Source organism: Pseudomonas sp. LBUM1669 (genome assembly GCF_059695705.1).
The window spans coordinates 3,421,009-3,446,332 of the sequence record NZ_CP166784.1; the positions used below are offsets into that span (position 1 = coordinate 3,421,009).

At 60.8% G+C, this 25,324-nt stretch carries 23 protein-coding genes; 16 read left to right on the forward strand and 7 right to left on the reverse strand.

All coding sequences use genetic code 11. The features are described 5' to 3' along the window. The first annotated feature begins 93 nt into the window (after positions 1–93). The 5 genes from efeU (at position 94) to ACA051_RS15965 (ending at position 5,681) form a co-directional block, all read left to right on the forward strand. Positions 94–933, forward strand: a complete 840-nt coding sequence (efeU, locus tag ACA051_RS15945) for an iron uptake transporter permease EfeU (RefSeq protein ID WP_497370789.1) — start codon at positions 94–96, stop codon at positions 931–933. Positions 934–941: 8 nt separating this feature from the next. After that, complete coding sequence (gene efeO / locus ACA051_RS15950) at positions 942–2,141, forward strand: iron uptake system protein EfeO (protein WP_497370791.1); 1,200 nt, start codon at positions 942–944, stop codon at positions 2,139–2,141. A gap of 17 nt (positions 2,142–2,158) precedes the next feature. Beyond that, complete coding sequence (gene efeB / locus ACA051_RS15955) at positions 2,159–3,457, forward strand: iron uptake transporter deferrochelatase/peroxidase subunit (RefSeq protein ID WP_497370793.1); 1,299 nt, start codon at positions 2,159–2,161, stop codon at positions 3,455–3,457. Between the two features lie 22 nt (positions 3,458–3,479). Continuing rightward, a complete protein-coding gene (gene efeO / locus ACA051_RS15960) occupies positions 3,480–4,304 on the forward strand; it encodes an iron uptake system protein EfeO (protein WP_497370795.1) in 825 nt (274 codons plus the stop codon). Between the two features lie 207 nt (positions 4,305–4,511). After that, positions 4,512–5,681: an MFS transporter gene (locus tag ACA051_RS15965; RefSeq protein WP_497370797.1), complete on the forward strand. Its 1,170-nt coding sequence runs from the start codon at positions 4,512–4,514 to the stop codon at positions 5,679–5,681. Positions 5,682–5,684: 3 nt separating this feature from the next. Here the strand turns inward: ACA051_RS15965 and pssA are convergent, their stop codons facing one another. Beyond that, positions 5,685–7,028 (reverse strand): CDP-diacylglycerol--serine O-phosphatidyltransferase, encoded by a 1,344-nt coding sequence (pssA, locus tag ACA051_RS15970; RefSeq protein ID WP_497303028.1) that lies wholly within the window; start codon positions 7,026–7,028, stop codon positions 5,685–5,687. A gap of 216 nt (positions 7,029–7,244) precedes the next feature. Between pssA and ACA051_RS15975 the strand changes: the two genes are divergently transcribed. Then, positions 7,245–7,808 (forward strand): TetR/AcrR family transcriptional regulator, encoded by a 564-nt coding sequence (locus tag ACA051_RS15975; RefSeq protein ID WP_497303029.1) that lies wholly within the window; start codon positions 7,245–7,247, stop codon positions 7,806–7,808. A 56-nt stretch (positions 7,809–7,864) separates the two neighbouring features. After that, positions 7,865–8,341 carry a nuclear transport factor 2 family protein gene (locus tag ACA051_RS15980; RefSeq protein ID WP_497370799.1) on the forward strand — a complete coding sequence of 159 codons (477 nt, stop codon included), beginning with the start codon at positions 7,865–7,867 and terminating at the stop codon, positions 8,339–8,341. Between the two features lie 117 nt (positions 8,342–8,458). Here ACA051_RS15980 and sfnG read toward each other — a convergent pair whose 3' ends face one another. Further along, complete coding sequence (gene sfnG / locus ACA051_RS15985) at positions 8,459–9,553, reverse strand: dimethylsulfone monooxygenase SfnG (protein WP_497370801.1); 1,095 nt, start codon at positions 9,551–9,553, stop codon at positions 8,459–8,461. 328 nt (positions 9,554–9,881) lie between these two features. Between sfnG and ACA051_RS15990 the strand changes: the two genes are divergently transcribed. After that, a complete protein-coding gene (locus tag ACA051_RS15990) occupies positions 9,882–11,120 on the forward strand; it encodes an acyl-CoA dehydrogenase family protein (RefSeq protein WP_497370803.1) in 1,239 nt (412 codons plus the stop codon). Positions 11,121–11,326: 206 nt separating this feature from the next. Beyond that, entirely contained in the window at positions 11,327–12,106 is a 780-nt protein-coding gene (locus tag ACA051_RS15995; RefSeq protein WP_109631768.1) for a TSUP family transporter, read from the forward strand. On the opposite strand, the gene nudC is transcribed toward ACA051_RS15995, so the two are convergent. The 3 genes from nudC to ACA051_RS16010 form a co-directional block, all read right to left on the reverse strand. Continuing rightward, positions 12,074–12,904: an NAD(+) diphosphatase gene (gene nudC / locus ACA051_RS16000; protein WP_083376822.1), complete on the reverse strand. Its 831-nt coding sequence runs from the start codon at positions 12,902–12,904 to the stop codon at positions 12,074–12,076. The two genes, ACA051_RS15995 and nudC, sit on opposite strands and share 33 nt — an antisense overlap. Before the next feature lie 6 nt (positions 12,905–12,910). Beyond that, positions 12,911–13,723: a crotonase/enoyl-CoA hydratase family protein gene (locus tag ACA051_RS16005; protein WP_497370806.1), complete on the reverse strand. Its 813-nt coding sequence runs from the start codon at positions 13,721–13,723 to the stop codon at positions 12,911–12,913. 204 nt (positions 13,724–13,927) lie between these two features. Next, positions 13,928–14,701, reverse strand: a complete 774-nt coding sequence (locus ACA051_RS16010; protein ID WP_497370808.1) for a class I SAM-dependent methyltransferase — start codon at positions 14,699–14,701, stop codon at positions 13,928–13,930. A 343-nt stretch (positions 14,702–15,044) separates the two neighbouring features. Between ACA051_RS16010 and ACA051_RS16015 the strand changes: the two genes are divergently transcribed. The 4 genes from ACA051_RS16015 to pncA all read left to right on the forward strand — a co-directional run bounded on the left by ACA051_RS16015 (position 15,045) and on the right by pncA (position 17,571). Continuing rightward, positions 15,045–15,575, forward strand: a complete 531-nt coding sequence (locus tag ACA051_RS16015; protein WP_497370810.1) for a tetratricopeptide repeat protein — start codon at positions 15,045–15,047, stop codon at positions 15,573–15,575. Between the two features lie 66 nt (positions 15,576–15,641). Continuing rightward, positions 15,642–16,127, forward strand: a complete 486-nt coding sequence (locus tag ACA051_RS16020; protein ID WP_255141626.1) for an RNA polymerase sigma factor — start codon at positions 15,642–15,644, stop codon at positions 16,125–16,127. Beyond that, a complete protein-coding gene (locus tag ACA051_RS16025; RefSeq protein WP_497303045.1) occupies positions 16,124–16,891 on the forward strand; it encodes an anti-sigma factor family protein in 768 nt (255 codons plus the stop codon). Before ACA051_RS16020 ends, ACA051_RS16025 begins: the two co-directional genes overlap by 4 nt. 50 nt (positions 16,892–16,941) lie before the next feature. Next, positions 16,942–17,571, forward strand: a complete 630-nt coding sequence (gene pncA, locus ACA051_RS16030; RefSeq protein WP_497370812.1) for a bifunctional nicotinamidase/pyrazinamidase — start codon at positions 16,942–16,944, stop codon at positions 17,569–17,571. 72 nt (positions 17,572–17,643) lie between these two features. Here pncA and ACA051_RS16035 read toward each other — a convergent pair whose 3' ends face one another. Then, positions 17,644–18,945 (reverse strand): ATP-binding protein, encoded by a 1,302-nt coding sequence (locus ACA051_RS16035; protein ID WP_497303048.1) that lies wholly within the window; start codon positions 18,943–18,945, stop codon positions 17,644–17,646. 4 nt (positions 18,946–18,949) lie between these two features. Continuing rightward, a complete protein-coding gene (locus ACA051_RS16040) occupies positions 18,950–19,651 on the reverse strand; it encodes a response regulator (protein ID WP_497303050.1) in 702 nt (233 codons plus the stop codon). A 267-nt stretch (positions 19,652–19,918) separates the two neighbouring features. Between ACA051_RS16040 and ACA051_RS16045 the strand changes: the two genes are divergently transcribed. The 3 genes from ACA051_RS16045 to ACA051_RS16055 all read left to right on the forward strand — a co-directional run bounded on the left by ACA051_RS16045 (position 19,919) and on the right by ACA051_RS16055 (position 25,262). Continuing rightward, positions 19,919–21,076 (forward strand): efflux RND transporter periplasmic adaptor subunit, encoded by a 1,158-nt coding sequence (locus tag ACA051_RS16045; RefSeq protein WP_497303052.1) that lies wholly within the window; start codon positions 19,919–19,921, stop codon positions 21,074–21,076. A gap of 14 nt (positions 21,077–21,090) precedes the next feature. Beyond that, positions 21,091–24,189 (forward strand): multidrug efflux RND transporter permease subunit, encoded by a 3,099-nt coding sequence (locus ACA051_RS16050; protein WP_497303053.1) that lies wholly within the window; start codon positions 21,091–21,093, stop codon positions 24,187–24,189. A 155-nt stretch (positions 24,190–24,344) separates the two neighbouring features. Then, on the forward strand, positions 24,345–25,262 hold the full coding sequence (locus ACA051_RS16055) for a hypothetical protein (RefSeq protein ID WP_497370814.1): 918 nt from the start codon (positions 24,345–24,347) through the stop codon (positions 25,260–25,262). Positions 25,263–25,324: the final 62 nt, after the last annotated feature.

A 25,324-nucleotide genomic window follows, 5' to 3' on the forward strand; every position in this document is an offset into this window, starting at 1 on the left:
GTTAGGTTCAGGTAAATGTCAATGAATGCCATTTGGGAATGAGTGTCATTATGTTACAACTTAGCACCCTATCTAATTCCGAGTCGGTGCTGAATGCTTGTTCCTTTTCTGATCATGCTGCGCGAAGGCATTGAAGCCGCGTTGATCGTTGGCATCATCGCCAGCTACCTCAAGCAGACCGGCCGTGGCCAGTGGATGCCCGCGGTGTGGATCGGCGTGTTCCTCGCCGTTGCGCTGGCCCTGCTGGTGGGCGGTGGCCTGGAGCTGGTCAGCGCCGAATTTCCGCAGAAACAACAGGAACTGTTTGAAGGCGTGGTCGGCCTGGTGGCCGTCGGCATTCTCAGCTCCATGGTCTTCTGGATGCGCAAAGTGGCGCGTTCGATCAAGCACTCACTGCACGTCTCCCTCGACCACGCGCTCACCGGCTCCAAACACCAGGTCACGGCACTGATCGCCATGGTGTTTTTCGCCGTGGCCCGGGAAGGTCTGGAGACGGTGTTCTTCCTGCTCGCGGTATTCCAGCAGAGCGAAGGCCCGGCGGCACCGATCGGTGCCCTCCTCGGCCTGATCCTGGCGGTCATCGTCGGGTTCCTGATCTATACCGGCAGCATGCGCCTGAACCTCAGCGCGTTCTTCCGCTGGACCGGTCTGTTCATCCTCGTGGTGGCGGCCGGCATTCTGGCCAACTCGGTGCAGGCCCTGCATGAAGCCGGTCTGTGGAATCACCTGCAAACCGTGCTTTTTGACTTCAGTGCAACGCTGCCGATGGACGGCCCGGTAGGTTCGGTGATGGCCGGCATGTTCGGTTACCAGGACGCGCCGACGGTCAGCACCCTCGGGGCTTATCTGATTTATCTGGTAGTGGCGTTGGTGATGTTCTTTCTCCCTGCGCCCGTACTCGCTAAACAACCCTCTTCCGTTTCCAGCCAGTAAGGGCACCCATGCCAAATCAAGCCCCTCCCCAGGCCTCGCCTCCCCGCGCCTTGCGCTGGGCGGTGGCCGGTTCGGTGATCGTGATGATCGCCGCCGGTGGCCTGTTCTACTACGCCTCGAAAATAGCGGCGGCCAAGCGCCAGCCCCACCATGACGAAGTGGTGGTGACCATTCACTCGCACAGCTGCGAGCCGAATGCGCTGACCGTTCCGGCAGGCCGCGCCAGTTTCCGCATCGTCAATCGCTCGGACCGGGCGGTGGAATGGGAGATCCTCGACGGCGTGCTGGTGGTCGAAGAACGGGAAAACATCGCGCCAGGCCTGAGCCAAGTCATCAATGCCAACCTGCTGCCCGGCGACTACGCGATCACCTGTGGACTGCTGAGTAACCCGCGCGGCACTCTGCACGTGACGGCGACCGCCGCTTCCGACGCCGCCGCCAAGGCCAAACCGTCGATGGTCGCGTTCGTGGGGCCGTTGTCCGAGTTTCGTGTCTACCTGAGCAGCCAAAGCAGCGCGCTGATCAAAGCCGTCGCCGCCCTTGAGCAAGCCATCGCGGCTGGCGATCTGAGCCAGGCACAAGCGCTGTATGTGCCCGCCCGCGCCGCCTATCAACGGATCGCCCCGGCCGCCCAGCGTCTGGCTGAACTGGACAACGCCATCAATGCCCGCGCCGATTACTTCGAGAAACGCGAGCAGGATCCGGCCTTCAGCGGCTTCCACCGCATCGAGTACGCGCTGTTCCAGCAACGCAATCTCGACGGCCTGGCGCCGGTTGCCCTGCGCTTGAGCAGCGACGTCACCACGCTCAAACAGCAACTGCTCGCCCAGTCGCTGCCGCCGGAGCAACTGGTGAGTATTGTCGTGCGCAATCTGCACAGCCTCGCCGATGTGCGTGCCAGCAGCGGTGAAGAAGAACGCTACAGCCACACCAACCTGAACGGTTTCGCCTCCAACCTCTTCGCTGCGCGCAAAGTCGTCGACCTGTTGCGCCCGTTGCTGACCAAATCCGCCGCCGAGTTGCTGCCGAAGATCGACAGCGCGATCACCGCCCTCGACGCGGAACTCAATGGGTTGAAGGTCCAGGACGGCTACGCGAGCTACGACACGGTCACCGCAGACCAGCGCAAACAAATCGCCAACAAGGCCAAGGCGCTGGCCGACGCACTCGATGGAATCGATCCCGCCCTTGGCCTTTCCGGCCTTTAAGCAGAAGACTCAAAACGATGAACGATTCAGAACACTTCAACCTCCAGCGGCGCCGGGTATTGATGGGCATGGGCGCTGCTGGTGTCGCGCTGGCAGGTTCCGCACTGAGCTGTCCGGCGATGGCCGCAAGCCCCGCGCAAGTCACCGAAGCACCGAGCAGCGACAAGACCGAGGACCGCCACGCGCTCCACGGCAGGCACCAGACCGGTATCGTCACCCCACGCCCGGCATCGGGAATGCTGGTGTCGTTCGATGTGCTGGCCAGTGATCGCGAAGACCTGGAGCGGCTGTTCCGCACCCTCAATGAGCGCATCGCCTTCCTGATGCAGGGTGGCCCGGTGGCTCAAATCGATCCGAAACTGCCGCCGGTGGATTCGGGCATCCTCGGCCCGGTGGTCGCACCGGACAATCTGACCATCACCGTGTCGGTGGGCGAGTCGCTGTTTGACGAGCGCTTCGGCCTGGCCAGTGCCAAGCCCAAACGGCTTATCCGCATGGTCGGTTTTCCCAACGACGCCCTGGACGCCGATTGCTGTCACGGCGACCTGAGTCTGCAGTTCTGCGCCAACACCACCGACACCAACATCCACGCCCTGCGCGACATTGTGAAAAACCTGCCGGACCTGCTGCTGGTGCGCTGGAAACAGGAAGGCAGCGTGCCGCCCCAGGCCCCGACAAAACCCGGTGTGCCGGCGCAGAGCGCGCGCAATTTCCTGGGTTTTCGCGACGGCTCGGCGAACCCGGATTCCAACGACTCCAAGGCCATGGACAGCATCGTCTGGGTGCAACCGGGCAGCGAGGAACCGGCGTGGGCCGCCAATGGCAGCTATCAGGCGGTGCGGATCATCCGCAACTTCGTCGAACGCTGGGATCGCACGCCATTGCAGGAACAGGAAAGCATTCTCGGCCGCATCAAAGCCACCGGCGCGCCCGTGGGCGGTGCGCATGAAACCCAGGTCCCCGACTACGCCAAAGACCCGGAAGGCAAACTGACCAAACTCGACGCGCATATCCGCCTGGCCAACCCGCGCACCGCTGCGACCCAGGCCAACCTGATCCTGCGCCGGCCGTTCAACTACTCCAACGGCGTTAACAAGAACGGCCAGTTGGACATGGGGTTGCTGTTCATCTGCTACCAGGCCGATCTGGAAAAAGGCTTCATCACCGTGCAGACCCGACTCAACGGCGAGCCGTTGGAGGAATACCTCAAGCCGGTCGGCGGCGGTTACTTCTTCACCCTGCCGGGTGTGACGGGCGACAAGGACTTCATCGGTCGCTCGCTGCTTGACGCCACATCACCCAAAAACAACACCTGAAAACCCCACACGGAACCGTCCCATGAAAAAGTCGCCCCTCGCGTTATTGCTGACCCTAGGCTTGCTCAATACCCCGCTTTCGGCATTCGCGGCGACGGCGCCGCTGGAGCTGGTGCAGCCGATTTCGGATTACAAGATCTACGTCACCGAGCAACTGGATGAGCTGGCCAGCCACACCCAGCAATTCACCGACGCGGTGAAACAAGGTGACTTGGCCACCGCCAAGAAACTCTATGCGCCGACCCGGGTGTACTACGAGTCAATCGAGCCGATTGCCGAGCTGTTCAGTGACCTGGACGCCTCCATCGACTCGCGCGTCGATGATCACGAAAAAGGCGTGAAGGCTGAGGATTTCACCGGTTTCCATCGCATTGAATATTCGCTGTTCTCGGAAAACAGCACCCAGGGTCTGGACGAGCTGGCCGATGGCCTGAACAAAGACGTGAAAGACCTGCAAACCCGCGTGGCCGGCCTGACCTTCCCGCCTGAAAAAGTGGTGGGCGGCGCCGCTGCCCTGCTGGAGGAAGTCGCGGCGACCAAGATCTCCGGGGAAGAAGACCGCTACAGCCACACTGACCTGTATGACTTCCAGGGCAACATCGACGGCGCGAAGAAAATCGTCGACCTGTTCCGTCCGCAGATCGAGAAGCAGGACCCGACGTTTATTGCCAAGGTCGACAAGAACTTCGCCAGCGTGAACAAGATTCTGGCGAAGTACAAAACCAAGGAGGGTGGGTTTGAGACGTATGACAAGGTGAAAGAGAACGACCGCAAGGCATTGGTGGGGCCGGTGAATACGTTGGCTGAGGATCTTTCCACGTTGCGTGGGAAATTGGGTTTGAACTGATTTTTTGTAGCTTCAGAGCGGGCCCCTTCGCGAGCAGGTCGAATCGTCGCACCGTCGCTCCTACAGTGGATTTGTGATCGACACAAAATCCATGTGGGAGCGAGCTTGCCCGCGAAGGCATTATCACGCTCACCGATATTCCTCCTGCCTTGCACATAACCCGCGCTAACATCCCCGCCAATAACAAAAGCTCACGGAAGACTCACCATGACCACCCCTGCCTTCGACCTGCGCCCACTCATGGTCGCCAACATGGCCTGTTCCATGTCGATGATGGCGTTCGTCTCCCTGATCGGGCCGATCGCCCGGGTGTTGGGCCTGGCCACCTGGCAGGCCGGCGCGGCGGTAACGGTGTCCGGGGTGATCTGGATGTTGCTCGCCCGCCCCTGGGGTCAGGCCAGTGATCGCTATGGCCGACGACGGATTCTGTTGATCGCCACGGCCGGCTTCACCCTCGCCTACTGGGCCTTGTGCCTGTTCATCGATGCCTCGTTGCGTTTTCTGCCGTCAGCGCTGTTGGGGTTTATCGGGTTGATGATCGGACGCGGCCTGATCGGCGTGTTCTATGCCGCGATTCCGGTGGGCGGCAACGCGCTGATCGCCGACAACATCGAGCCGCAACACCGCGCCAAAGCCATGGCGGCCCTGGGCGCGGCCAACGCCTGCGGCCTGGTGATCGGCCCGGCGATTGCGGCGTTGTTGTCGCGCTTCAGTCTGAGCTTGCCGTTCTATGCCATGGCGATCCTGCCGTTGCTGGCGTTTGTGGTGCTGCACTACAAGCTCAAGGGTCAGGAACTGCACCTGCGGCAAGCGCCGCGCAAGGTTCGTCTGAACGATCCACGACTGCGTCGCCCAATGGCCGTCGCGTTTGTGGCGATGCTCTGTGTGTCGATTGCGCAGATCACCGTCGGCTTCTTCGCCCTCGACCGACTCGGCATGAGTCCGGCCGATGCGGCGCAAACCGCTGGCATCGCCTTGACCATGGTCGGTTTCGCGCTGATCTGTTCGCAACTGCTGGTGCGGCGGCTCGAATGGCCGCCGCTGCGGCTGATTCGCGCGGGCGCACTCGTGGCGGCTGTGGGCTTTGCCGGCAGCATCCTGGCGGATGCTGCGTGGGGGTTATGGCTGTGCTTTTTCGTGTCGGCGGGCGGGATGGGGCTGATCTTTCCGTCGTTCGCCGCACTGGCTGCCAACGCGGTCGACGCCTCGGAACAAGGCGCCACCGCCGGCTCCATTGGTGCCGCGCAGGGCTTTGGGGTGGTCATCGGACCGCTGGCGGCGACGTTGATCTACGACGTCGATCCGCGCTTGCCCTACCTGGTTGCCGCTGCGCTGTTGCTGCTGGTGGCGTTGTGGCCACAGCCTCGGCAGCACTGAACCTTACAAAATACGATAGAGCAACCGCTCTATCCGCACCCGACTGACGCGTTTGAGGAACTTGGCCACCGCCGCCGGGTACTCCAGCAGCGTTTCCAGATCCTGATACCGCTGGATGCGCGTGGTGTTCTGGAAAATCTCGCCCAGTTCATTACTGCGCGGCTCCAGCAACTCGCCCTTCGGGTCATCAATCAGCAGCGCGTTTTCCAGGTCGAGACGGAACGCCCGTGGATTGAGGTTATTACCGGTCAGCAAGGTGTAGCGCTGGTCGATCCACATGCCTTTGAGGTGATAGGTGTTGTCGCCGTCCTTCCACAAATGCAGGTTCAACTTTCCACTGTCGATGCTGTGTTGATGGCGTTTGGCAAAGCGCCGCAGGCTGATCTCGTAAAGATATGGCAGCGCGGCGATCACCTTGAACGGCTCGCTCGGCGGGATGAAGAAGTCGTTCGCGGTCTTGTCGCCGACCACGATGTCGATTTTCACCCCACGGCCAAGGGCCCGGTTGATTTCCCGGGTCACCGCCAATGGCAGGTTGAAGTACGGCGTGCAGATGGTCAGCTGATGCTGAGCGCTGGCGATCAACTCGCAGATCACCCGGCTTAACGGGTTGTTCTTACCCACGCCAAGCAACGGGCTCACCGACAAGCCGCCCTTCACCGTGCTGCCGGCTGTGGTGTCGTACGCCGCGTGCTTGAGACGGCTGCGCAAATCGCCAATGTCGTTGCGCAGGCTGCGGGTGGTCGGCAGGTTCGGCAGGTCGAGGCGATGCACCGCTTTGGAAGCGATCAGACCGTGCTGAATCAGGTGCTGCATGGAATCGGCCAGCGCGTGATTCTGCAGCAGGTGATAACGGTCGTAGCGGTACTTGTCGAACTTGTGCAGGTAAACGTTGTTCAGGCTCGCGCCGCTGTAGATCACGCAGTCGTCGATCACAAAGCCTTTCAAGTGCAGCACGCCGAACAGCTCGCGAGTCTGCACCGGCACGCCGTATACCGGCACAACACTTTCGTGGGTGCGGGTCGCCTCTTGATACCAGGCCGAGTTGCCGGGCTGTTTGCCGGCACCGATCAAGCCGCGCTGAGCGCGCAGCCAGTCCACCACCACGACCACGTCCAGCTCTGGACGCGCCAGTTTGGCGGCGTGCAAGGCATCAAGGATTTCCTGACCGGCCTCGTCCTGTTGCAAGTACAACGCAACGATATAGATACGTTGGGTGGCACTGGCGATTTTTTCCAGCAGGCAACGACGGAACTCGGCAGCGCCGGAAAGAATGGTGACGGCATCGGCGGTCAGCGGAAAACTGCGCAGTTTAGGCAGCAGAGAGCGTTTGAAAAGCGACGGCATAGGGCTCGCAATGGGTCAATTCCGAATAGCCCGAGAGCTTACACCATGGATCCGCTTGGGTCTTGTGAGCGTCTGTAATGACGCCTTCGCGGGCAAGCCTCGCTCCTACGGCGATTGTATTCCCCTGTAGGAGCGAGGCTTGCCCGCGAAGGCAATTTAACAGGCAAATAAAATACCCGCTTGACCAAGGAGAATGATCGTTCTACTGTTCGCCACATGAACGAACTTACCAGCAACGACACACGCGACATCATTCTGGATGTCACCGAAAAGTTGATCTACAAAAGTGGCATCGCCGCCACCGGAATGGATCTTCTGGTGAAAACCGCCGGCGTCTCCAGAAAAAGTATCTACCGCTACTTTGCCAACAAGGAGGAGCTGACCGTCGCCGCCCTGCAACGCCGCGACGTGCGCTGGATGAAGTGGTACCAAAGTGAAGTCGACCAGGCTGAAACCCCGGCCGACCGCCTGCTCAACCTGTTTACCGTGCTCAAGGCCTGGTTCGCCTCTGAAGGCTTCCGTGGCTGCGCGTTCATCAACACCAGCGGTGAAACCGGCGACCCGCTAGACCCGGTTCGCCTGGTCGCCAAAGACCACAAACAGAAGCTGCTCGACTACGTGCGCGAGCTCTGCACCGAACATGGCGCTACCGATCCGCAGATGCTGGCCAAACAGCTGCTGATCCTGATCGACGGCGCCATTACCGTAGCGCTTGTGATGGGTGATCACAGTGCCGCCGATAATGCGCAATGCATGGCGCGAAAGTTATTGGACCTGTAACACTTGAACCAAGCCCGACAACTTGCTTGAACGTTAATTTGAAAGGGAGACTGTAAATGTCTAACGCCGAAGTTCGTCCGCCATTGCCGCCGTTTACCCGTGAATCAGCCATCGAAAAAATTCGCCTGGCCGAAGACGGCTGGAACTCCCGCGACCCGGAACGCGTGTCGCTGGCCTACACCCTGGACACAAAGTGGCGTAACCGCGCCGAGTTCGCCTACAACCGCGAAGAAGCCAAAGGTTTCCTGACCCGCAAATGGGCCAAAGAACTGGATTACCGCCTGATCAAGGAACTCTGGGCCTTCACCGACAACCGCATCGCCGTGCGTTATGCCTATGAATGGCACGACGACTCGGGCAACTGGTTCCGTTCCTACGGCAACGAAAACTGGGAATTCGATGAAAACGGTTTGATGGCCAACCGGTTTGCCTGCATCAACGACATGCCGATCAAGGAAAGCGACCGCAAGTTCCACTGGCCACTGGGTCGTCGCCCGGATGATCACCCAGGCCTGTCCGACCTCGGTCTGTAACCGCTGATCCCCTGTAGGAGCGAGGCTTGCCCGCGAAGGCGATGTAACAGGCCACTTATTTGTTGACTGTGAATCAGCCTTCGCGGGCAAGCCTCGTTCCTACAGGGGTTTTGGTGTTCAGGCGACTGCGGCTTGCTGTTTGGCCGCTGCTTTTGCTTCAAGCTCCCGCACCAACGGCAACACCCGCTTGCCGAAATAGTCCACCTCTTCCTGAAAGTGCAGGAACCCCGCCAGCACCAGGTCCACGCCCACCGCTTTCAACGCCACGATGCGCTCGGCAATCTGTTGCGGCGTGCCGATCAGGTTGGTCTTGAAGCCATCGTTGTACTGCACCAGATCCTCAAACGTCGATTTCGCCCAGTTGCCCTCGCCCTCTGGCGACGCCCTGCCCGCCTGTTTCGCCGCATCACCGAACGCGTTCACCGCATCCGGGTCAGCCTGATCGATGATTTGCGCCAACACGGCCCGGGCCTCTTCTTCCGTGTCGCGAGCGATGACAAACGCGTTCACCCCGACTTTCACCGAATGATGGTTGGCCGCAGCCTTGCCGCGAATGTCGTCGACCTGGGCCTTGATGCCTTCAGGCGTGTTGCCGTTGGTGAAGTACCAGTCCGAGACCCTCGCGGCCATGTCCCGGGCTGCGCGGGAACTGCCGCCCTGGAAGATTTCCGGGTGGCCCAGCGGCTTGGGCTTGAGGCTGTAGTTGTCGAAGCGGTAGAAGTCTCCGCGAAAGGTGAAGTTGTCCTGGCTCCAGATCCCTTTGAGCGAGCGGATGAATTCTTCTGAACGGCGATAGCGCTCGTCGTGTTCCAGCCAGTGTTCGCCAATCGCCTGAAATTCACCCCTGAACCAGCCGCTGACGATATTCACCGCCACTCGGCCGTTTGTCAGCTGATCGATGGTCGCCAGTTGCTTGGCTGCCAAGGCCGGTTGCCAAGGCCCCGGCAGGATCGCGGCGATCACTTTCAACTTGGTCGTAGCGGCCAGCAACGCATGACTGAAGGCGACCGACTCGTGCTGGAACTCGGCACCGTAACCGGCGGTGAAACGAATCTGGGTCAGGGCATATTCGAACCCGGCCTCTTCAGCCAGTTGCGCCAGCTTGCGGTTGTAGTCGATGCCCCAGTGGGTGCGTTGCTCGATCTTGCTGACAACCAGCCCGCCGCTGACGTTCGGCACCCAGTAGGCAAATTTGACGGCTTGCTGACTCATTGGCATGTCCTCGGGACGTTGGGAAGTCCTTGGGGCAGAGCAGCAACCGTGCCAGCGCAGTTTTCTTGAGAGACCACTGTGGCGAGGGAGCTTGCTCCCGCTGGGCTGCGCAGCAGCCCCAGAATATTTGTGAGCGCTGCGCACTCAAGCGGAAGCAAGCTCCCTCGCCACAGATGTCGGTGGGTCTGGGGCAATTTGCGGATGCGCTGTTGGCTGAGCAACAGGCGGGCACACCTGAACATCGATAACACCACGCAAAACCTGGCCAAAAGCACACGGCATGGTCCGTGCAATCCCCCTTGGCATTCACTGCCCAAGGAGCCGTCTCATGACCGAACACCAGGTAATCAACCCTCTGTCCAATGGCACCGACTATGAGGCATTGGCCTCAAGATTCCGGCCGATTTTCCAGCGCATCGCCGCCGGCGCCGTGGAGCGCGAACAAACCCGCCGCCTGCCCTTCGAACCGATTCAATGGCTCAAGGACGCCAGTTTCGGCGCCGTGCGGGTGCCGGTGGAATATGGCGGTGGCGGCGCGTCCCTGCCGCAATTGTTCGAGTTGCTGATCGAACTGGCCGAAGCCGATTCCAACGTGCCCCAGGCCCTGCGCGGGCATTTCGCCTTTGTCGAAGACCGCTTGAACTCACCGCCGGGACCGGGCCGGGATCTGTGGTTCAGGCGCTTTGTCGACGGTGACCTTGTCGGCAATGCCTGGACTGAAATCGGCAGCGTGGCAATCGGCGATGTCATCACCAAAGTCTCGCCCCACGGCGACCAGTGGCGGCTCAATGGCGAGAAGTTCTACAGCACCGGCAGCCTGTTTTCCGACTGGATCGACGTGTATGCCCAACGCAGCGACACCGGCGGCGATGTGATTGCCGCCGTCCGCACCCGACAACCCGGGATCGTGCAGAGCGATGACTGGGACGGTTTTGGCCAGCGCACCACCGGCAGTGGCACCTCGCGGTTTATCGACGCCGACGTCGACGCCGAAAACGTGATCGACTTTGCCACCCGCTTCAAATACCAGACCGCGTTCTATCAATTGGTGCTGCTGGCAACCCTGGCCGGCATCGGTCGCGCGGCATTGCGCGACGTGGCTCATCAGGTAAGCGAGCGCAAACGCATTTACAGCCACGGCAATGCTCGGCACGTCAGCCAGGATGCGCAGGTTCAGCAAGTGGTTGGTGACATCGCCGCGTGGGTGTACGCCGCTGAAGCGAGTGCCTTGAAGGCTGCGCAACCGGCGCAACGGGCCTACCTGGCGCGATTCTCGGGTGATGGGGTGCTTGAGCGGGCGGCGAATGTTGCGGCGGAAATCGAATCAGCCAAGGCGCAAGTCGTGGTTTCTGAACTGATCCTGCGAGCGACCACGCAGTTGTTCAATGCGCTGGGGGCCTCGGATGTTCGCGAGGGGAAATCGCTGGACCGGCATTGGCGCAATGCGCGGACGGTGTCGTCGCATAATCCGCTGATCTACAAGGCGCGGATCGTTGGGGACTGGACGATCAACGGGACGGAGCCGCCGTTTGTGTGGCAGATCGGGAATGGGCCGCAGGCCAAGTGATGTAGCGCCTGGGAGGACGCCTTCGCGGGCAAGCCTCGCTCCTACGGGATTGTGGTCATCACAAAATGGGGGGATGACATAAATCCCGTAGGAGCGAGGCTTGCTCGCGAAGGGGCCAGACCAGTCGCCGCAAACTTTGGATATAGGTAAGATATCGGCCCTTCCCCGCAGCCCCTTGCTGCACCCCGCCAAATAAGCCGATTTCCATGCCTTTCGAACTCAGCGTTGACCTCACCACCCTGGCCATTCTGGCCTTCGTCGCCTTCATCGCCGGTTTCATCGACGCCATTGCCGGCGGTGGCGGTTTGCTGACCACCCCGGCGTTGCTGACCGCCGGCCTGCCGCCGCACTTGGTGCTGGGCACCAACAAACTGAGTTCGACCTTCGGCTCCGCCACCGCCAGTTTCACTTTCTATCGCCGCAAGCTGTTCCATCCAAGGCAGTGGGTGCACGCCATCGTCGGCACGCTGGTCGGTGCGCTGACCGGCGCCGTGGTCGCGCATTACCTGCCGGCCGAATGGCTGAACAAGATGCTGCCGGTGATTGTGTTTGCCTGTGGCCTGTACCTGTTGTTCGGTGGCACACCGAAAGCGCCGCTGGACAGCGATGCGCCGATCAAGAAAAAGTGGCAATCGACCCAAGGCTTCAGCCTCGGTTTCTACGACGGTGTGGCCGGCCCGGGCACCGGCGCGTTCTGGACCGTCAGCAGTATGCTGATGTATCCGATTGACCTGGTGAAGGCCAGCGGCGTGGCGCGCAGCATGAACTTCGTCAGCAACATCGCGGCGCTGTCGGTGTTCGTGTTTTCCGGGCAGGTGGACTGGATCATCGGCCTGAGCATGGGCCTGTCGGTGATGGTCGGCGCGTTCTTCGGGGCTCGCACCGCCATAAGCGGCGGCGCGAAGTTCATTCGTCCGGTGTTCATCACCGTTGTGCTGGGCCTGACCGTGCGGCTAGCCTGGCAGCACTGGTTCAGCGTGGCCTAAGCGCCGCGCCACGTAGACATCAATGAGGTAACGAGCAATCGAGCGCGACGCCGGTAATGGCGGCAACTCATGCACGTTGAACCACTGGGCGTCTTCGATTTCATCTTCCTGGCAGACAATTTCGCCACCGGCGTACTCGGCGTGAAAACCGAGCATCATCGAATGCGGGAACGGCCAGCACTGGCTGCCCAGGTACTGGATATTCTTGACCTCGATCTGCACCTCCTCGCGCACCTCGCGAATCAGGCAGTCCTCGGCTGACTCGCCCGGTTCGGCAAACCCCGCCAACGTGCTGTAGACCCCGGTCACGAAGCGTGGCGAACGAGCCAGCAACACTTCGTCGCCCCGGGTCACCAGCACAATCATGCTCGGCGAGATGCGCGGGTAATAACGCAAATCACACGGCTCGCAGTACATCGCCCGCTCACGGGGAACTTGCGTCGCGGCCTGGCCGCAGTTGCCGCAAAAGCGATGCTCGCGGTACCAGGTGCCAATCTGCGCGGCATAGCCGAGCACCTTGTACACCGTGTGATCGCCGTCGAGCATGAACGCCCGCAAGCCTTTCCAGTTGCAGCCCGGTACATCGCTGTGACTGCGCAATTCCAGCAGATAGACCGGTTCGCCATCCAGGTGGCCGATGCCATGTTCGGCCAGGATCGACAGGTCCTGGCGCTTGAGCCATTCGCGAGGGAACAGCGCGCCATTGTCGTCGAACAGAAAGCCTTCGGGGCTGCGAGCCACGGCCCAGCCGCCGGGTTGATCGGTGTCCAGTACTGCAGTGGTCCAGCGTGAAGTCATTTTTAATCAGTCCAGAAATTCGGGTTTCTGTTTGCTCATGTGGGCGGCCATGGCCACGCGCAAATCGGTGGATTGCAGCATGGCGGCGTTCCAGGTGGCGACGTATTCGAGGCCGTCGTCGATGCGGTGGTCGCGCATGTAGCTGATCATCTCTTTGGTGCCGGTGACCGCAATCGGCGACTTGCTGGCGATTTCGCGGGCAATGCCCATCACACCGCCCAACAGGCTGGCCTGGTCGCTGTAAACGCGATTGACCAGACCGATGCTGCGCGCTTCCTCGGCGCCGAAGGTGCGACCAGTGTAAGCCAGTTCACGCAGCATGCCGTCACCGATGATCCGCGGCAAGCGTTGCAAAGTGCCCACGTCGGCGGCCATGCCGATGTCGATTTCCTTGATCGAGAATTGCGCGCCCTCAGCGGCGTAGCGCATGTCGCACGCAGCAATCAGGTCGATGGCGCCGCCCAGGCAATAGCCCTGAATCGCCGCCAGCACTGGCTTGCGGCAGTTATCGACGGCGTTGAACGACGCTTGCAGGGCGAGGATCTTGCGGCGCAGCAGGCGCGCATTGCGGCCGACGTCCTTGCCCAGTTCATTGGCCACACCGGCCAGCATCATCAGGTCGATGCCGGAAGAAAAATGCTTGCCGGCGCCACTGAGTACAACAACCCGGGCTTCATCGGTGTCGTCGATCCACTGGAAAATCTCGATGATCTCGCTCCAGAACGCGGCGTTCATCGAATTGATCTTTTCCGGGCGATTGATCTGCACATGGGCAATTTTATCGGCCAGTTCGACGGTGAACGCGGTGTACTGAGACATGGCAGTGATCCTTTTACCGGGCAAAAATGAGGACCGGACTATAACAAGGCATTGCCTGGGGGAGTAAGGCAGTGGTTCGGCCAAAAGCGGGACTGCCTCAGGTTGTAGTGTCTGATCTGGCCTCTTCGCGGGCAAGCCTCGCTCCTACGGGGATACGGTGCCTTTGTAGGAGCGAGGCTTGCCCGCGAAGGCCGCACCGTCGATCTAACTGCCCTTCACCGCCACAAACGCCACGGTTTCATAAGGCACGGTCACCACATCCTTGCCGCGTAATTCAGGCTCCCCCGCAATCAACGCCCGCATCTGTTCATCGACCTTTTGCCGCTGCTCCTCGGGCAACGCCGCAATAAAACTGGTCGAGCGCACGCGATTGAAGATCACATCCTCCGGCGCCCCCGTGTGCCCATGGCTGAAATGCTGGGCCTGCAACGGCCCGAACGCCGGATGAGGAAAGGCCTGACGCCAGGCTCCCGTGTAGTAGCGCGGCGTATCGCCTTCCAGCGCGTTGACGATCGCATCCAGTTTCGGCACCCAACTCACCTTCGCATCCCGCAGGTTCCACACCAGGCCCAGCTTGCCGCCGGGCTTGAGGACCCGGGCGATTTCGGTCAGCGCTTCGGTGCTGGCAAACCAATGAAAGGCCTGGGCGCAGACCACCACGTCCACCGAAGCATCCGGCAGCGGCAGATCCGTGGCGGTGCCGCTCACCGCTAACACATCGGGGAACGCGTCGGACAACTTCTCAAGCATCTGCGGCACCGGTTCCACGGCAATCACCTGCGCGCCGGTCGCTACCAGGCGCACGGTGAATTTACCGGTGCCCGCGCCCAAATCGATCACGGTTTTGTCCGCGTTCAAGCCCAGAGTATTGCTCAGCCAGTCGGCCACTTGCGGCGGATAGTCCGGGCGGCCGCGAACGTAGGCGTCGGCCCCCGTTTTGTAACCCGTAGCGGCAGAATGATGGACCTGATCTTTCATGGCAGTGCTCCCGATCGACGACGAGTGCAGTCGAGCATAGCGCCTCGATCCAAGGGTTCCTCGCAATGTTCGTCACAAAGAAATGAATAATTGTTCACCCTGCGGTGTTCTCCAATCAACGCCCCATGAGAATTGCCCGTTAACAACCCGAACCCGGATTCACCGCCACGTTGCGACCACCTCACCATGACCACCAACGGACAATCAGGGCGTGATAAATGTATTGGCGAAGACCGCGCACGGGTGCTTTATATCTTGCTGCTGAGCCAGATTGGCTGGGTTTTGTATTTCGCTGGGTTCAGGAAGAACCAACTGAAACGAATTTCCCTACGGAGCATTGCCCATGACTATCCGTTTTGCTGTGTTCACCGCCCCGCTGCTGCTCGCCGTTGCGTTGTCCAGTTCGCTGGCCCTGGCCAATGGCGACGATGACGCCCCGGCCAAGCCCAACTGCCCCAAAGGCCAGGTTTTCGACACCAAGTCGCAGAAGTGCGTCATGCAAACCAGCAGCCTGGTCCCGGACGCCGACCGAACCGACTATGCTTATCGCCTAGCCAAGGACGGTCGTTACGAAGAAGCGTTGGCGCTGCTCGACACGCTCAAGAAACCGAACACGGCCAAGGCCCTGAACTACCGCGGCTACGCCACGCGTAAACTGGGGCGCACTGACGAAGGCATCGGTTATTACCTGCAATCGGTCAAACTTGATCCGCAGTATGCGCAAGTGCGTGAATACCTGGGCGAAGCCTACGTGATCAAAGGTCGACTGGACCTGGCGCAAGAGCAGTTGCAGCAGATCAAATCGATCTGTGGCAGCACGTGCGAGGAATACCAGGACCTGGCCGAAGCCATCAGCGACTCATCGAAAACCTGACACACCGAACAGACGGAGGTCGCCATCGCCAGCGATCAGGCAATACGAGCTGAACTGGGCCAGCATTTGGCGCGTTTATGGCGTTACGGCCTGCTGTTGTCCCGGCAGCGGCATGTCGCCGAGGACCTGGTGCAAGCCACCTGCGTTCGGGCGCTGGAGCGTGCCGGGCAGTTTGTCCCCGGCACCCGCATGGACCGCTGGCTGCTGAGCATTCTGCATTCGATCTGGCTCAACGAAGTGCGATCCCGGCGGGTGCGCCAGGGTCAGGGCCTCGTCGATGCTGATAGCCAGCTGTCGTTTGACGGAGAATCCGTGGCGCAAACTCATGTGCTCGCCGCCCAGGTCATCCGCCGGGTCGACGCCCTGCCCGAGGCCCAGCGTGAAACGGTGTACCTGGCTTACGTTGAAGGCCTGTCGTACCGCGAAGTCGCCGAGGTGCTGCAAGTGCCCATCGGCACCGTCATGAGCCGCCTCGCCGCCGCCCGGGTGAAACTGGCCGAATACCCGCCACTGCACACAGTACCGAACCCTTTTACGGGAGAACGTCGATGAACGAGCGCGCGACACCTTCAGACGAGCAACTGGTGGCGTACCTCGACGATCATCTTGATGTCGACCAGCGCACCCGCATTGATACGGCCATCGCCGAAGACTCTACACTCAACCTGCGCCTGCAATGGCTGGCCCGCAGCAGCCTGCCATTCAAAGTGGCCTACGACGAACTCGCCCAGCAAGCGCCCATCGACCGCTTGCAATCGATGCTCGACACCTTGCCTTCGCCTGAACGCCCGGCCATGAGTCGACGCTGGTTCCTCGCTGCGGCGGCGGGCCTGGTGGTCAGCGGGGTAGTGGCAGATCGATTGTTCCTTGGCTGGCAATTGAGCCAGGAAAAGAGCAACTGGCGGGGCCTGGTCGCCGACTATATGTCGCTGTACGTGCCGCAAACCCTGGAACACTTGCCCGTCGATGAAGTTTCGCAACGGGCGCAACTGCGGACCATCGACGCGCGCCTGGGCCTGAGCCTGACGCCTGCGCAACTGGCCTTGCCTCGGTCAGAATTGAAGCGCGCGCAAATCCTCGAATACGACGGCATGCCTATCGCGCAGATTACATATCTGGACCCGGCACATGGCCCAATTGCCTTGTGCGCCAAGCGTTCAAACATCGGCAGCCGGCATTTCGCCCATGAAATTCGACACAGGATGAATGTGGTTTATTGGGCAGACATGGAACATGCGTGGATGCTGATCGGGCATAACCCGGCGGCGGAACTGGAAGGCATGGCGAAGTTGTTGCGAAGTCGACTTAGCGTGTGAGCGAAGTTGTCCTATGCTTGGCGCCTGTTTTTCCAAGGAGGAACCTACCCATGCCAATCGCTTCTCGCACAGCCTTGCTGGTCATCGACGTACAGAACGACTTCATCCCCGGTGGCCAGCTGCCGGTGCCTGAGGGCGACCTGATCGTGCGCTTGATCAACCGCCTCGGTGGCCAGTTCAAACAGGTCATCATCGCCCAGGACTGGCACCCGCCCGGCCACGCCTCATTCGCTTCAAGCCATCCCGGCCGCAAGCCTTACGAGGTCATCGAGCTGCCTTACGGCCCGCAAACACTGTGGCCGGATCATTGTGTCCGGGCGACGAAAGGGGCCGAGTTCCACAAGGATCTGGACCTGCCCCACGCGCAACTGATCATTCGCAAGGGCTGCAACCCGGACATCGACAGTTATTCGGCGTTTCTGGAAGCGGATCGCACGACCACCACCGGGCTGGCCGGCTATTTGAAAGAACGCGGCATCGACACCGTTTACCTCGTCGGACTCGCACTGGATTTTTGCGTGATGTTCTCGGCGCTGGATGCACGGGCGGCAGGGTTCAATGCGTTTGTGGTAATGGATGCGTGCCGGGCGATTGATCTGGACGGATCATTGGCGGCGGCGATCGAGCGTATGCAAGTGGCTGGGGTCGGAATGATTCCCTCCACAGAACTACCAGGCTAACCCCCTGTAGCAGATGCCCTGTGGTGAGGGGATTTATCCCCTCACCACAGGGCATCTGCTACATCGCGTGCGTCAGGCTGAAGTGGGCAGCCACAAACGGAATCGCGCACCACCCAATGGCGAAGGCTCCACCGTCAGCGTCCCACCCTGCGCTTCCAGCGCCCGGCGACTGATCGCCAGCCCCAGACCAAACCCGCCCGTTGCGCGGTCGCGGCTGCGGTCCAACCGATAGAACGGTTCAAAGATCCGTTCGCGCTCATCATCGGGAATGCCGATGCCGTCGTCATCCACCCAGATTTCACAGCCTTTAGGGCAAACCTTTACGCCAATCTGAATGCGCTTTTCGCAATAGCGCATGGCATTGCGCAGCAGGTTTTGAATGGCGCGAGCCGTCAGTCGTGGGTCCAGCACGAAGCGCTCAAGTTGCCCATGAAGCAGCACGTCGATCACGATGTCCGGCGAATCCAGTTCTTCATCGACGCTGCCCAGAATGCTGTCGATAAACTCATCCAGCGACACTTCGACCTGCTCAGGCAACTGTGCCGGGTTTTGCAGTCGGCTGTAGGACAGCAACTCCAGGACCAACTCATCCAATTCACGAATGTGCGCGACCAGCCCTTGCAGCCGCTCGCGACTGGCGGCCGGCAAGTCGTCGGACAGCGCCAGGGCCAGGCCGAAGTCCAGGCGCGTCAGCGGTGTGCGCAGTTCGTGGGAAACGGCGTTGAGCAGGTCGCGCTGCTGGTTGAGCAGGTTTTCGATATCGCTGGCCATGGTGTCGAAGACGTTGGCCAGGCTGCCGATGTTGGAGTGTGGGGAAATCTGCGTGCGCTCGCCGAGATGGCCTTTGCCGAAACGTTCGGCGGTGCCTTTGAGGCGCTCCAGGTCCCGCCAGTGCGGACGCAGCCACAGCAACAGGCAGGCGAGCATGGTCGCGCCGATCAGGACGTTGATGCTCCAGTACAACAGGCTGACGTCCATCGGGTCCGGCGGCACGACCATTTCGACAACGCTCTGCTGGTTAAGCGGCGCCACGGCGAGTGTGCGCCAGCCCCAGTCGCCGATGCGCACGACGTTCTCGCCTCGCTGCAAACGCTGGCGTTCGTCGAGTGTGAAACCGGGGTCGTCATAGCGGGTGAGGACGATACGCAGCGGGGCGAATTCCTTGTCCATCTCGCTCGCCAGCGCCGGCCACTGCGTTTCGGGCACAGTGTGGAACTGTTTGACGATGAGGGTTTGCAGCCCGCGCGAATAATCGAGGTTGTAGGTGACGAACCGTTCATGGAACACCTTGATCACCAGGTCCGGCACCAGGTAGATCGCCGCACTGAACGAGACGATGGTCACCAGGTACAGGCGAAACAGGATCCTGAACATCGTCTCAGCATTCCCACTCGGAGCGGCTGAACAGGTAGCCCTTGCCCCACACGGTCTTGATCTTGCGCGCCTCGCCCGCGTGGTCGTCGAACTTGCGCCGCAGCTTGGAAATCGCCACGTCCACCGAGCGGTCAGTGCCGTTGAATTCGATGCCGCGCAGGCGTTGCAGGATCTGGTCGCGGCTCAGCACTTCGCCGGCATGCCGGGCCAGCACCACCAGCAGGTTGTATTCACCGCTGGACAGTTCGACCAGTTGCTCGCGCCAGATCACGGTGCGCTCGGACAGGTCGATGCACAGATTGCCCATGAGGATGCGGTCGTTGGCGGTCTGCGGTTCACCGAGGCTGCTGCGGCGCAACAGCGTGCGCACGCGGGCCAGCAGCACGCGGGGCTCGCAGGGTTTGGTGACGTAATCGTCGGCGCCCATCTCCAGGCCCAGTACCTGGTCGTGGCTGTCGTCGCGGGCGGTGAGCATCAGGATCGGCAGCGTGGCCGAATCCGCCCGCAGCAAGCGGCAGACTTGCAGGCCATCAAGCCCCGGCAGCATCAGGTCGAGGATGACCAGATCCGGCGGATTGACCCGAGCCCGCTCGCGCACGTGGTCGCCACGGCTGATCACGCTGACGCAATAGCCATTGCGTTCCAGGTAGCTGGCAATCAGTTCGGAGAGCGCGGTGTCGTCTTCGACCAGGAGGATGTTGGGCATGGGTGTTCCAGAAAGTGCAGTGGCGACCTTTAGGGCCTCTTCGCGGGCAAGCCTCGCTCCTACAGGGGAATGCGATTAGTTGTAGGAGCGAGGCTTGCCCGCGAAGGCGGCATGACAGGCGCAAAAAGTTTCAAGCGGCCAAGGATATACGCCCCCGCACGCCCGTGAGCAAAACCCTTACACAATTTCACACAGCACCAACAAAGCTTCACCGCTACTCTCCTCGCCTCCCCGTAGGATGCGGGCAGTCATTATTGGGGTAATTACATGTCAAAGAACCTGCTTGCCAAGCTCAGCCTGATGGCGCTGGCGTTGACGCTGAGCGCTTGTGGCAAGTCCTCGAACGCCGAAGAGCAGGCGCCACTGGCCACGGTTCGTGTCGAAACCGTCGAAGCCCGGCCCTTGTCGATCACCAGCGAACTGAGCGGGCGGATTGCCGCGCCACGGATTGCCGAAGTCCGCGCCCGGGTCGCCGGCGTCGTGTTGCAACGCACCTTTCGCGAAGGCAGCGACGTCAAAAAAGGCGATGTGCTGTTCCGTATCGACCCGGCGCCCTTCAAGGCTGACCTCGACAGCGCCGAAGCTGCGCTGCGCAAGGCTGAAGCCAACGCGTTCCAGGCCAAACTGCAGGAACAGCGTTACGCCCAGTTGATCGAAGGCAACGCCATCAGTGGCCAGGATTACGACAACGCCCGAGCCAGTGCCCGGCAAACCGCCGCCGATGTCGCCGCCAGCAAAGCCGCTGTGGACCGGGCGAAGCTCAACCTCGGTTACGCCACTGTCACTGCACCGATTTCCGGGCGCATCGGCCGTGCGCTGGTGACCGAAGGTGCGCTGGTCGGGCAGAACGAAACCACACCACTGGCACTGATTCAGCAGTTGAACCCGATTCATGCCGACCTGACCCAATCGACCCGCGAACTCAACGACTTGCGCCGTGCCTTCCGCTCCGGCCAGCTAAAGGAAGTGGGCCAGGGCCAGGCCAAAGCCACGCTGATTCAGGATGACGGCAGCCTCTACCCGCTGCCGGGCAAGCTGCTGTTCACCGACATCACCGTCGACCCGGGCACCGGCCAGATCATCGTGCGCAGCGAATTCCCCAACCCGGACCTCGATTTGCTGCCGGGCAGCTTCGTGCGTGTGCGCCTCGAACAAGCCGTCAATCAGCAAGGCATCAGCGTGCCGCAGCGAGCCATTCAGCGTGACAGCGCCGGTATTGCCCAAGTGCTGTTGATTGACGCCGAGCAGCGAGTCGGCCAGCAAACGGTAGAACTGGGCGCGGTACAGAACGATCGCTGGATCGTCACCGGCGGCCTCAAACCCGGCGACCGCATCGTCACCGAAGGCCTGCAACACGCCAAGCCCGGTGAAAAAGTCCAAGTCGACAACACCCCTCTTCCACTTGCCCAGGTTTCTGGTCAGTAAGCAGGACGCTTTTTATGCCGCAGTTCTTTATCGATCGCCCGGTGTTCGCCTGGGTGGTTGCTCTATTCATCCTGCTGGCCGGTGCATTGGCCATTCCTCAGTTGCCGGTGGCGCAATACCCCGACGTCGCGCCGCCGCAGATCGAAATCTACGCCGTGTACCCCGGCGCTTCGGCGCAGACCATCGACGAGAGCGTGGTCAGCCTGATCGAGGAAGAGCTCAACGGCGCCGATCATCTGCTGTATTTCGAATCCCAGAGCAGCCTGGGCAGCGCGACGATCAAGGCCACCTTCCAGCCGGGCACCAACCCGGAGATGGCTCAAGTCGATGTGCAGAATCGCCTGAAAGTGGTGGAGTCGCGCCTGCCGCAAGCGGTCAATCAGCAAGGCTTGCAGGTGGAGAAAGTTTCCGCCGGTTTCCTGTTGCTGATCACCCTGACCTCCAGCGACGGCAAGCTCGACGATGTGGCGCTCAGTGATTACCTGGCGCGCAACGTGATGAACGAGATCAAGCGTCTGGACGGCGTCGGCAAGGCCCAGTTGTATGGCGCCGAACGGGCGATGCGCATCTGGATCGACCCGCAGAAGTTGATCGGTTTCAACCTGACCCCAGCCGACGTCAACGCCGCCATCGTCGCGCAGAACGCCCAGGTCTCGGCCGGCAGCATCGGCGATTTGCCGACACGCACCACCCAGGAAATCACCGCGACCATTCTGGTGAAAGGTCAATTGTCGACGCCGGAAGAATTTGCCGACATCGTCCTCAAAGCTAACCCCGACGGTTCCACCGTGCGCATCAAGGACGTGGCGCGGGTCGAGATCGGCAGCCAGGAATATCAGTTCGGCACGCGCCTGAACGGCAAACCCTCCACCGCCGTCAGCGTGCAGTTGGCGCCGGGCGCCAATGCGCTGAGCACCGCGACCCTGGTGCGAGCGAAGATGGATGAACTGGCGCGCTACTTCCCGGCGAACGTGGAATACAAGATTCCTTACGACACCTCACCGTTCGTCAAAGTCTCGATCACGAAAGTGGTTTACACCCTCGGCGAGGCGATGCTACTGGTGTTTGCGGTGATGTTCCTGTTCCTGCAGAACATCCGCTACACGCTGATCCCGACGCTGGTGGTGCCGGTGGCGCTGATGGGCACGTTTGCGACCATGTTGGCGCTGGGGTTCTCGATCAACGTGCTGACCATGTTCGGCATGGTCCTGGCCATCGGCATTCTGGTGGACGACGCCATCGTGGTGGTGGAAAACGTCGAACGGATCATGGCCACCGAGGGCCTGTCGCCCAAAGAGGCGACGCGCAAGGCCATGAAGCAGATTACCGGGGCGATCATCGGCATCACCCTGGTGCTGGTGGCGGTGTTCATTCCTATGGCGTTCATGCAGGGCTCGGTCGGGGTGATTTACCGACAGTTCTCGCTGTCGATGGCCACCTCGATCCTGTTCTCGGCGTTCCTTGCGCTGACCTTGACCCCGGCGTTGTGCGCGACGCTGCTCAAGCCGATTGCCAAGGGCGAGCACCACGAAAAGAGCGGCTTCTTTGGTTGGTTCAACCGTGGTTTCGATCGTTTGACCGAGTGTTATCAAGGTTGGGTGGCCTATGCACTGAAACGCACGGGCCGTTATCTGCTGATCTACGGCGTGCTGCTGATCGGCCTGGGCCTGTGCTTCAGTCGCCTGCCCTCCTCGTTCCTGCCGGTGGAGGATCAGGGCTACACCATCACCGACATTCAGCTACCACCGGGTGCGAGCAAAAACCGCACGGTGCAGGTCGTGGAGCAGATAGAAGCTCACAACGCCACGGAACCGGGCGTCGGCGACAGCACAGTGATTCTCGGTTTCAGTTTTTCCGGCAGCGGGCAGAACGCCGCGTTGGCGTTTACCACGTTGAAGGATTGGTCGGATCGGGGCAGCGACGACTCGGCGAGTTCGATTGCCGACCGCGCCAACATTGCGCTGAGCCAAATAAAAGAAGCGGTGGCCTTCTCGGTGCTGCCACCGCCGGTTGACGGTCTGGGCACCTCCAGCGGCTTCGAGTTCCGCTTGCAGGACCGTGGCGGCCTCGGTCATGCCACGCTGATGAAAGCGCGCAGCGAATTGCTCGCCGCCGCCGAGAAAAGCCCAATCCTGATGAACGTGCGCGAAAGCGCGCTGGCCGAAGCACCGCAAGTGCAGCTGGAAGTCGACCGAAAACAGGCCAACGCGCTGGGTGTGTCCTTTGCCGACATTGGCAACGTGCTGTCCACGGCGGTCGGCTCGGCCTACATCAACGACTTCCCCAATCAGGGGCGGATGCAACGGGTGGTGGTTCAAGCTGAAGGCGATCAGCGCAGTCAGGTGGCCGATCTGCTGAAGATCCACGTGCGTAACGATGCCGGGAAAATGGTGCCGTTGTCGGCCTTCGTCCAGGCGAAATGGACCCAGGGGCCGGCGCAATTGACCCGTTACAACGGCTACCCGGCGATCAGCATTTCCGGCGAGCCGTCGCCTGGTCACAGCACCGGCGAAGCCATGGCGGAAATCGAGCGGCTGGTTGCGCTCGGCCCGGCAGGGTTGGGTCAGGAGTGGACAGGGTTGTCGTTGCAGGAACGCTTGTCCGGCAGTCAGGCACCGATTCTGCTCGGGCTGTCGCTGTTGATCGTGTTCCTGTGTCTGGCGGCGTTGTATGAAAGTTGGTCGATTCCGACGTCGGTGCTGCTGGTGGTGCCGCTGGGTGTGCTCGGCGCCGTGCTCGCCGTGACCTTTCGCGGGATGCCCAACGACGTGTTCTTCAAGGTCGGGCTGATCACCATCATTGGCCTGTCGGCGAAGAACGCGATCCTGATCATCGAATTCGCCAAGAGCCTGTACGACGAAGGGCATGACTTGATCGACGCCACGCTGCAAGCCGCGCGCCTGCGACTGCGGCCGATTGTGATGACGTCGCTGGCATTCATTCTGGGTGTGGTGCCGTTGGCGATTGCGACCGGGGCCAGTTCGGCGAGTCAGCAAGCGATCGGCACCGGGGTGATTGGCGGGATGATCACGGCGACGCTGGCGGTGGTGTTTGTGCCGGTGTTTTTTGTGGTGGTGATGAAGTGGGTTAAACGTTTAAAGAAGACGGACTGAACCATTCATTCTATAAACCGCATTTTTTAAGCCAATACAGCCCCGTGAACTGACAGATCTTACAGTTCACGGGGTTTGCATTCCTCTTTACGCTGGGTTCAACGCTCGACGACGTCGTTGAGCACGAGATGATCCCTCAGCGAAGGAATGCCCAGATGAAAAAACCAACCAGTCGTACACCAAACGCCACTACCGGAACGTACACCGCATATATCGGTGAGCGCGGAAACTTTGTGGGCGACGAAAAAAAAATGAAATTATACAAAGACCCCGGTGAAGGTCGCTGGTATGCAATGGCCACCCATAACGTCGAGGAAGACGAACTCCGTTTTTTCGATCTCGACATCATCATTCCTGATGAGGGAGCTGTAACGGACAAGGTTTATGAAATTGATGACGACTTTGGCAACCCGAAGACGGTCAAGGCGACCTTTTGGGAGCGCAATGGACCGGGCGCCAAGGCGTTCACAGCCACGTCGGGCCGTTTGACTTTTACCATCGACGAAAACACCGAGCATGCCACCGCCACCTTCGTGTTCGAGACAGAGGAACAAATCGTTACTGTGACCGAAGGCGGGTTCGACCTTGAAGGCTTCGACCCAAGCCTAATGGGGTCGATGGAACGCAAAGCGACCGGGAGCTTCACCGCTGACATTCAAGACGGCGAGCTCACGAAAAATTACAGCGCTGTTGAGTTTGACCTGACCGCGAGACCTGGTAACGACACCAATTTTCCAGTTGCGCATTGGTGGGCCTGGTCCAAACAACCCGGCTCCTCGACTGCCGTCATCGTCCTGTTTGTCGCCGATACGTTAGAGACCAACAAGGAATACACACTCACCCGGGACAGTGCTGAAGTTCGGGCGATGCACATCGATTTTGATGCCTCCGGGATTCGGAGTTACTTATCCATCGACGGGAAGCTCCGGCTCAACTCCGTCCCACCGGAGGGTTCATCCGAGGGAGCCTTGACGGGTTCCATCGATTTCGAAGCCGAACTCTCCGACGGGTCAAAAACCATCCATGTGCAAAAAGGCGTGTTCCATTTCGACGGCACAAAGCGTCCGTCCTGAGCATTTTGATAAAAGGTAAAAGCCCCGCACTTGCTGCATCACTCACGGCAGGGCTATGGTGC

What these genes read in the sequence shown, in the direction of transcription:
- efeU (WP_497370789.1), top strand. Translation starts at nt 94, where the DNA reads ATGCTTGTTCCTTTTCTGATCATGCTGCGCGAAGGCATTGAAGCCGCG.
- efeO (WP_497370791.1), top strand. Translation starts at nt 942, where the DNA reads ATGCCAAATCAAGCCCCTCCCCAGGCCTCGCCTCCCCGCGCCTTGCGC.
- efeB (WP_497370793.1), top strand. Translation starts at nt 2,159, where the DNA reads ATGAACGATTCAGAACACTTCAACCTCCAGCGGCGCCGGGTATTGATG.
- efeO (WP_497370795.1), top strand. Translation starts at nt 3,480, where the DNA reads ATGAAAAAGTCGCCCCTCGCGTTATTGCTGACCCTAGGCTTGCTCAAT.
- ACA051_RS15965 (WP_497370797.1), top strand. Translation starts at nt 4,512, where the DNA reads ATGACCACCCCTGCCTTCGACCTGCGCCCACTCATGGTCGCCAACATG.
- pssA (WP_497303028.1), bottom strand. Translation starts at nt 7,028, where the DNA reads ATGCCGTCGCTTTTCAAACGCTCTCTGCTGCCTAAACTGCGCAGTTTT.
- ACA051_RS15975 (WP_497303029.1), top strand. Translation starts at nt 7,245, where the DNA reads ATGAACGAACTTACCAGCAACGACACACGCGACATCATTCTGGATGTC.
- ACA051_RS15980 (WP_497370799.1), top strand. Translation starts at nt 7,865, where the DNA reads ATGTCTAACGCCGAAGTTCGTCCGCCATTGCCGCCGTTTACCCGTGAA.
- sfnG (WP_497370801.1), bottom strand. Translation starts at nt 9,553, where the DNA reads ATGAGTCAGCAAGCCGTCAAATTTGCCTACTGGGTGCCGAACGTCAGC.
- ACA051_RS15990 (WP_497370803.1), top strand. Translation starts at nt 9,882, where the DNA reads ATGACCGAACACCAGGTAATCAACCCTCTGTCCAATGGCACCGACTAT.
- ACA051_RS15995 (WP_109631768.1), top strand. Translation starts at nt 11,327, where the DNA reads ATGCCTTTCGAACTCAGCGTTGACCTCACCACCCTGGCCATTCTGGCC.
- nudC (WP_083376822.1), bottom strand. Translation starts at nt 12,904, where the DNA reads ATGACTTCACGCTGGACCACTGCAGTACTGGACACCGATCAACCCGGC.
- ACA051_RS16005 (WP_497370806.1), bottom strand. Translation starts at nt 13,723, where the DNA reads ATGTCTCAGTACACCGCGTTCACCGTCGAACTGGCCGATAAAATTGCC.
- ACA051_RS16010 (WP_497370808.1), bottom strand. Translation starts at nt 14,701, where the DNA reads ATGAAAGATCAGGTCCATCATTCTGCCGCTACGGGTTACAAAACGGGG.
- ACA051_RS16015 (WP_497370810.1), top strand. Translation starts at nt 15,045, where the DNA reads ATGACTATCCGTTTTGCTGTGTTCACCGCCCCGCTGCTGCTCGCCGTT.
- ACA051_RS16025 (WP_497303045.1), top strand. Translation starts at nt 16,124, where the DNA reads ATGAACGAGCGCGCGACACCTTCAGACGAGCAACTGGTGGCGTACCTC.
- pncA (WP_497370812.1), top strand. Translation starts at nt 16,942, where the DNA reads ATGCCAATCGCTTCTCGCACAGCCTTGCTGGTCATCGACGTACAGAAC.
- ACA051_RS16035 (WP_497303048.1), bottom strand. Translation starts at nt 18,945, where the DNA reads ATGTTCAGGATCCTGTTTCGCCTGTACCTGGTGACCATCGTCTCGTTC.
- ACA051_RS16040 (WP_497303050.1), bottom strand. Translation starts at nt 19,651, where the DNA reads ATGCCCAACATCCTCCTGGTCGAAGACGACACCGCGCTCTCCGAACTG.
- ACA051_RS16045 (WP_497303052.1), top strand. Translation starts at nt 19,919, where the DNA reads ATGTCAAAGAACCTGCTTGCCAAGCTCAGCCTGATGGCGCTGGCGTTG.
- ACA051_RS16050 (WP_497303053.1), top strand. Translation starts at nt 21,091, where the DNA reads ATGCCGCAGTTCTTTATCGATCGCCCGGTGTTCGCCTGGGTGGTTGCT.
- ACA051_RS16055 (WP_497370814.1), top strand. Translation starts at nt 24,345, where the DNA reads ATGAAAAAACCAACCAGTCGTACACCAAACGCCACTACCGGAACGTAC.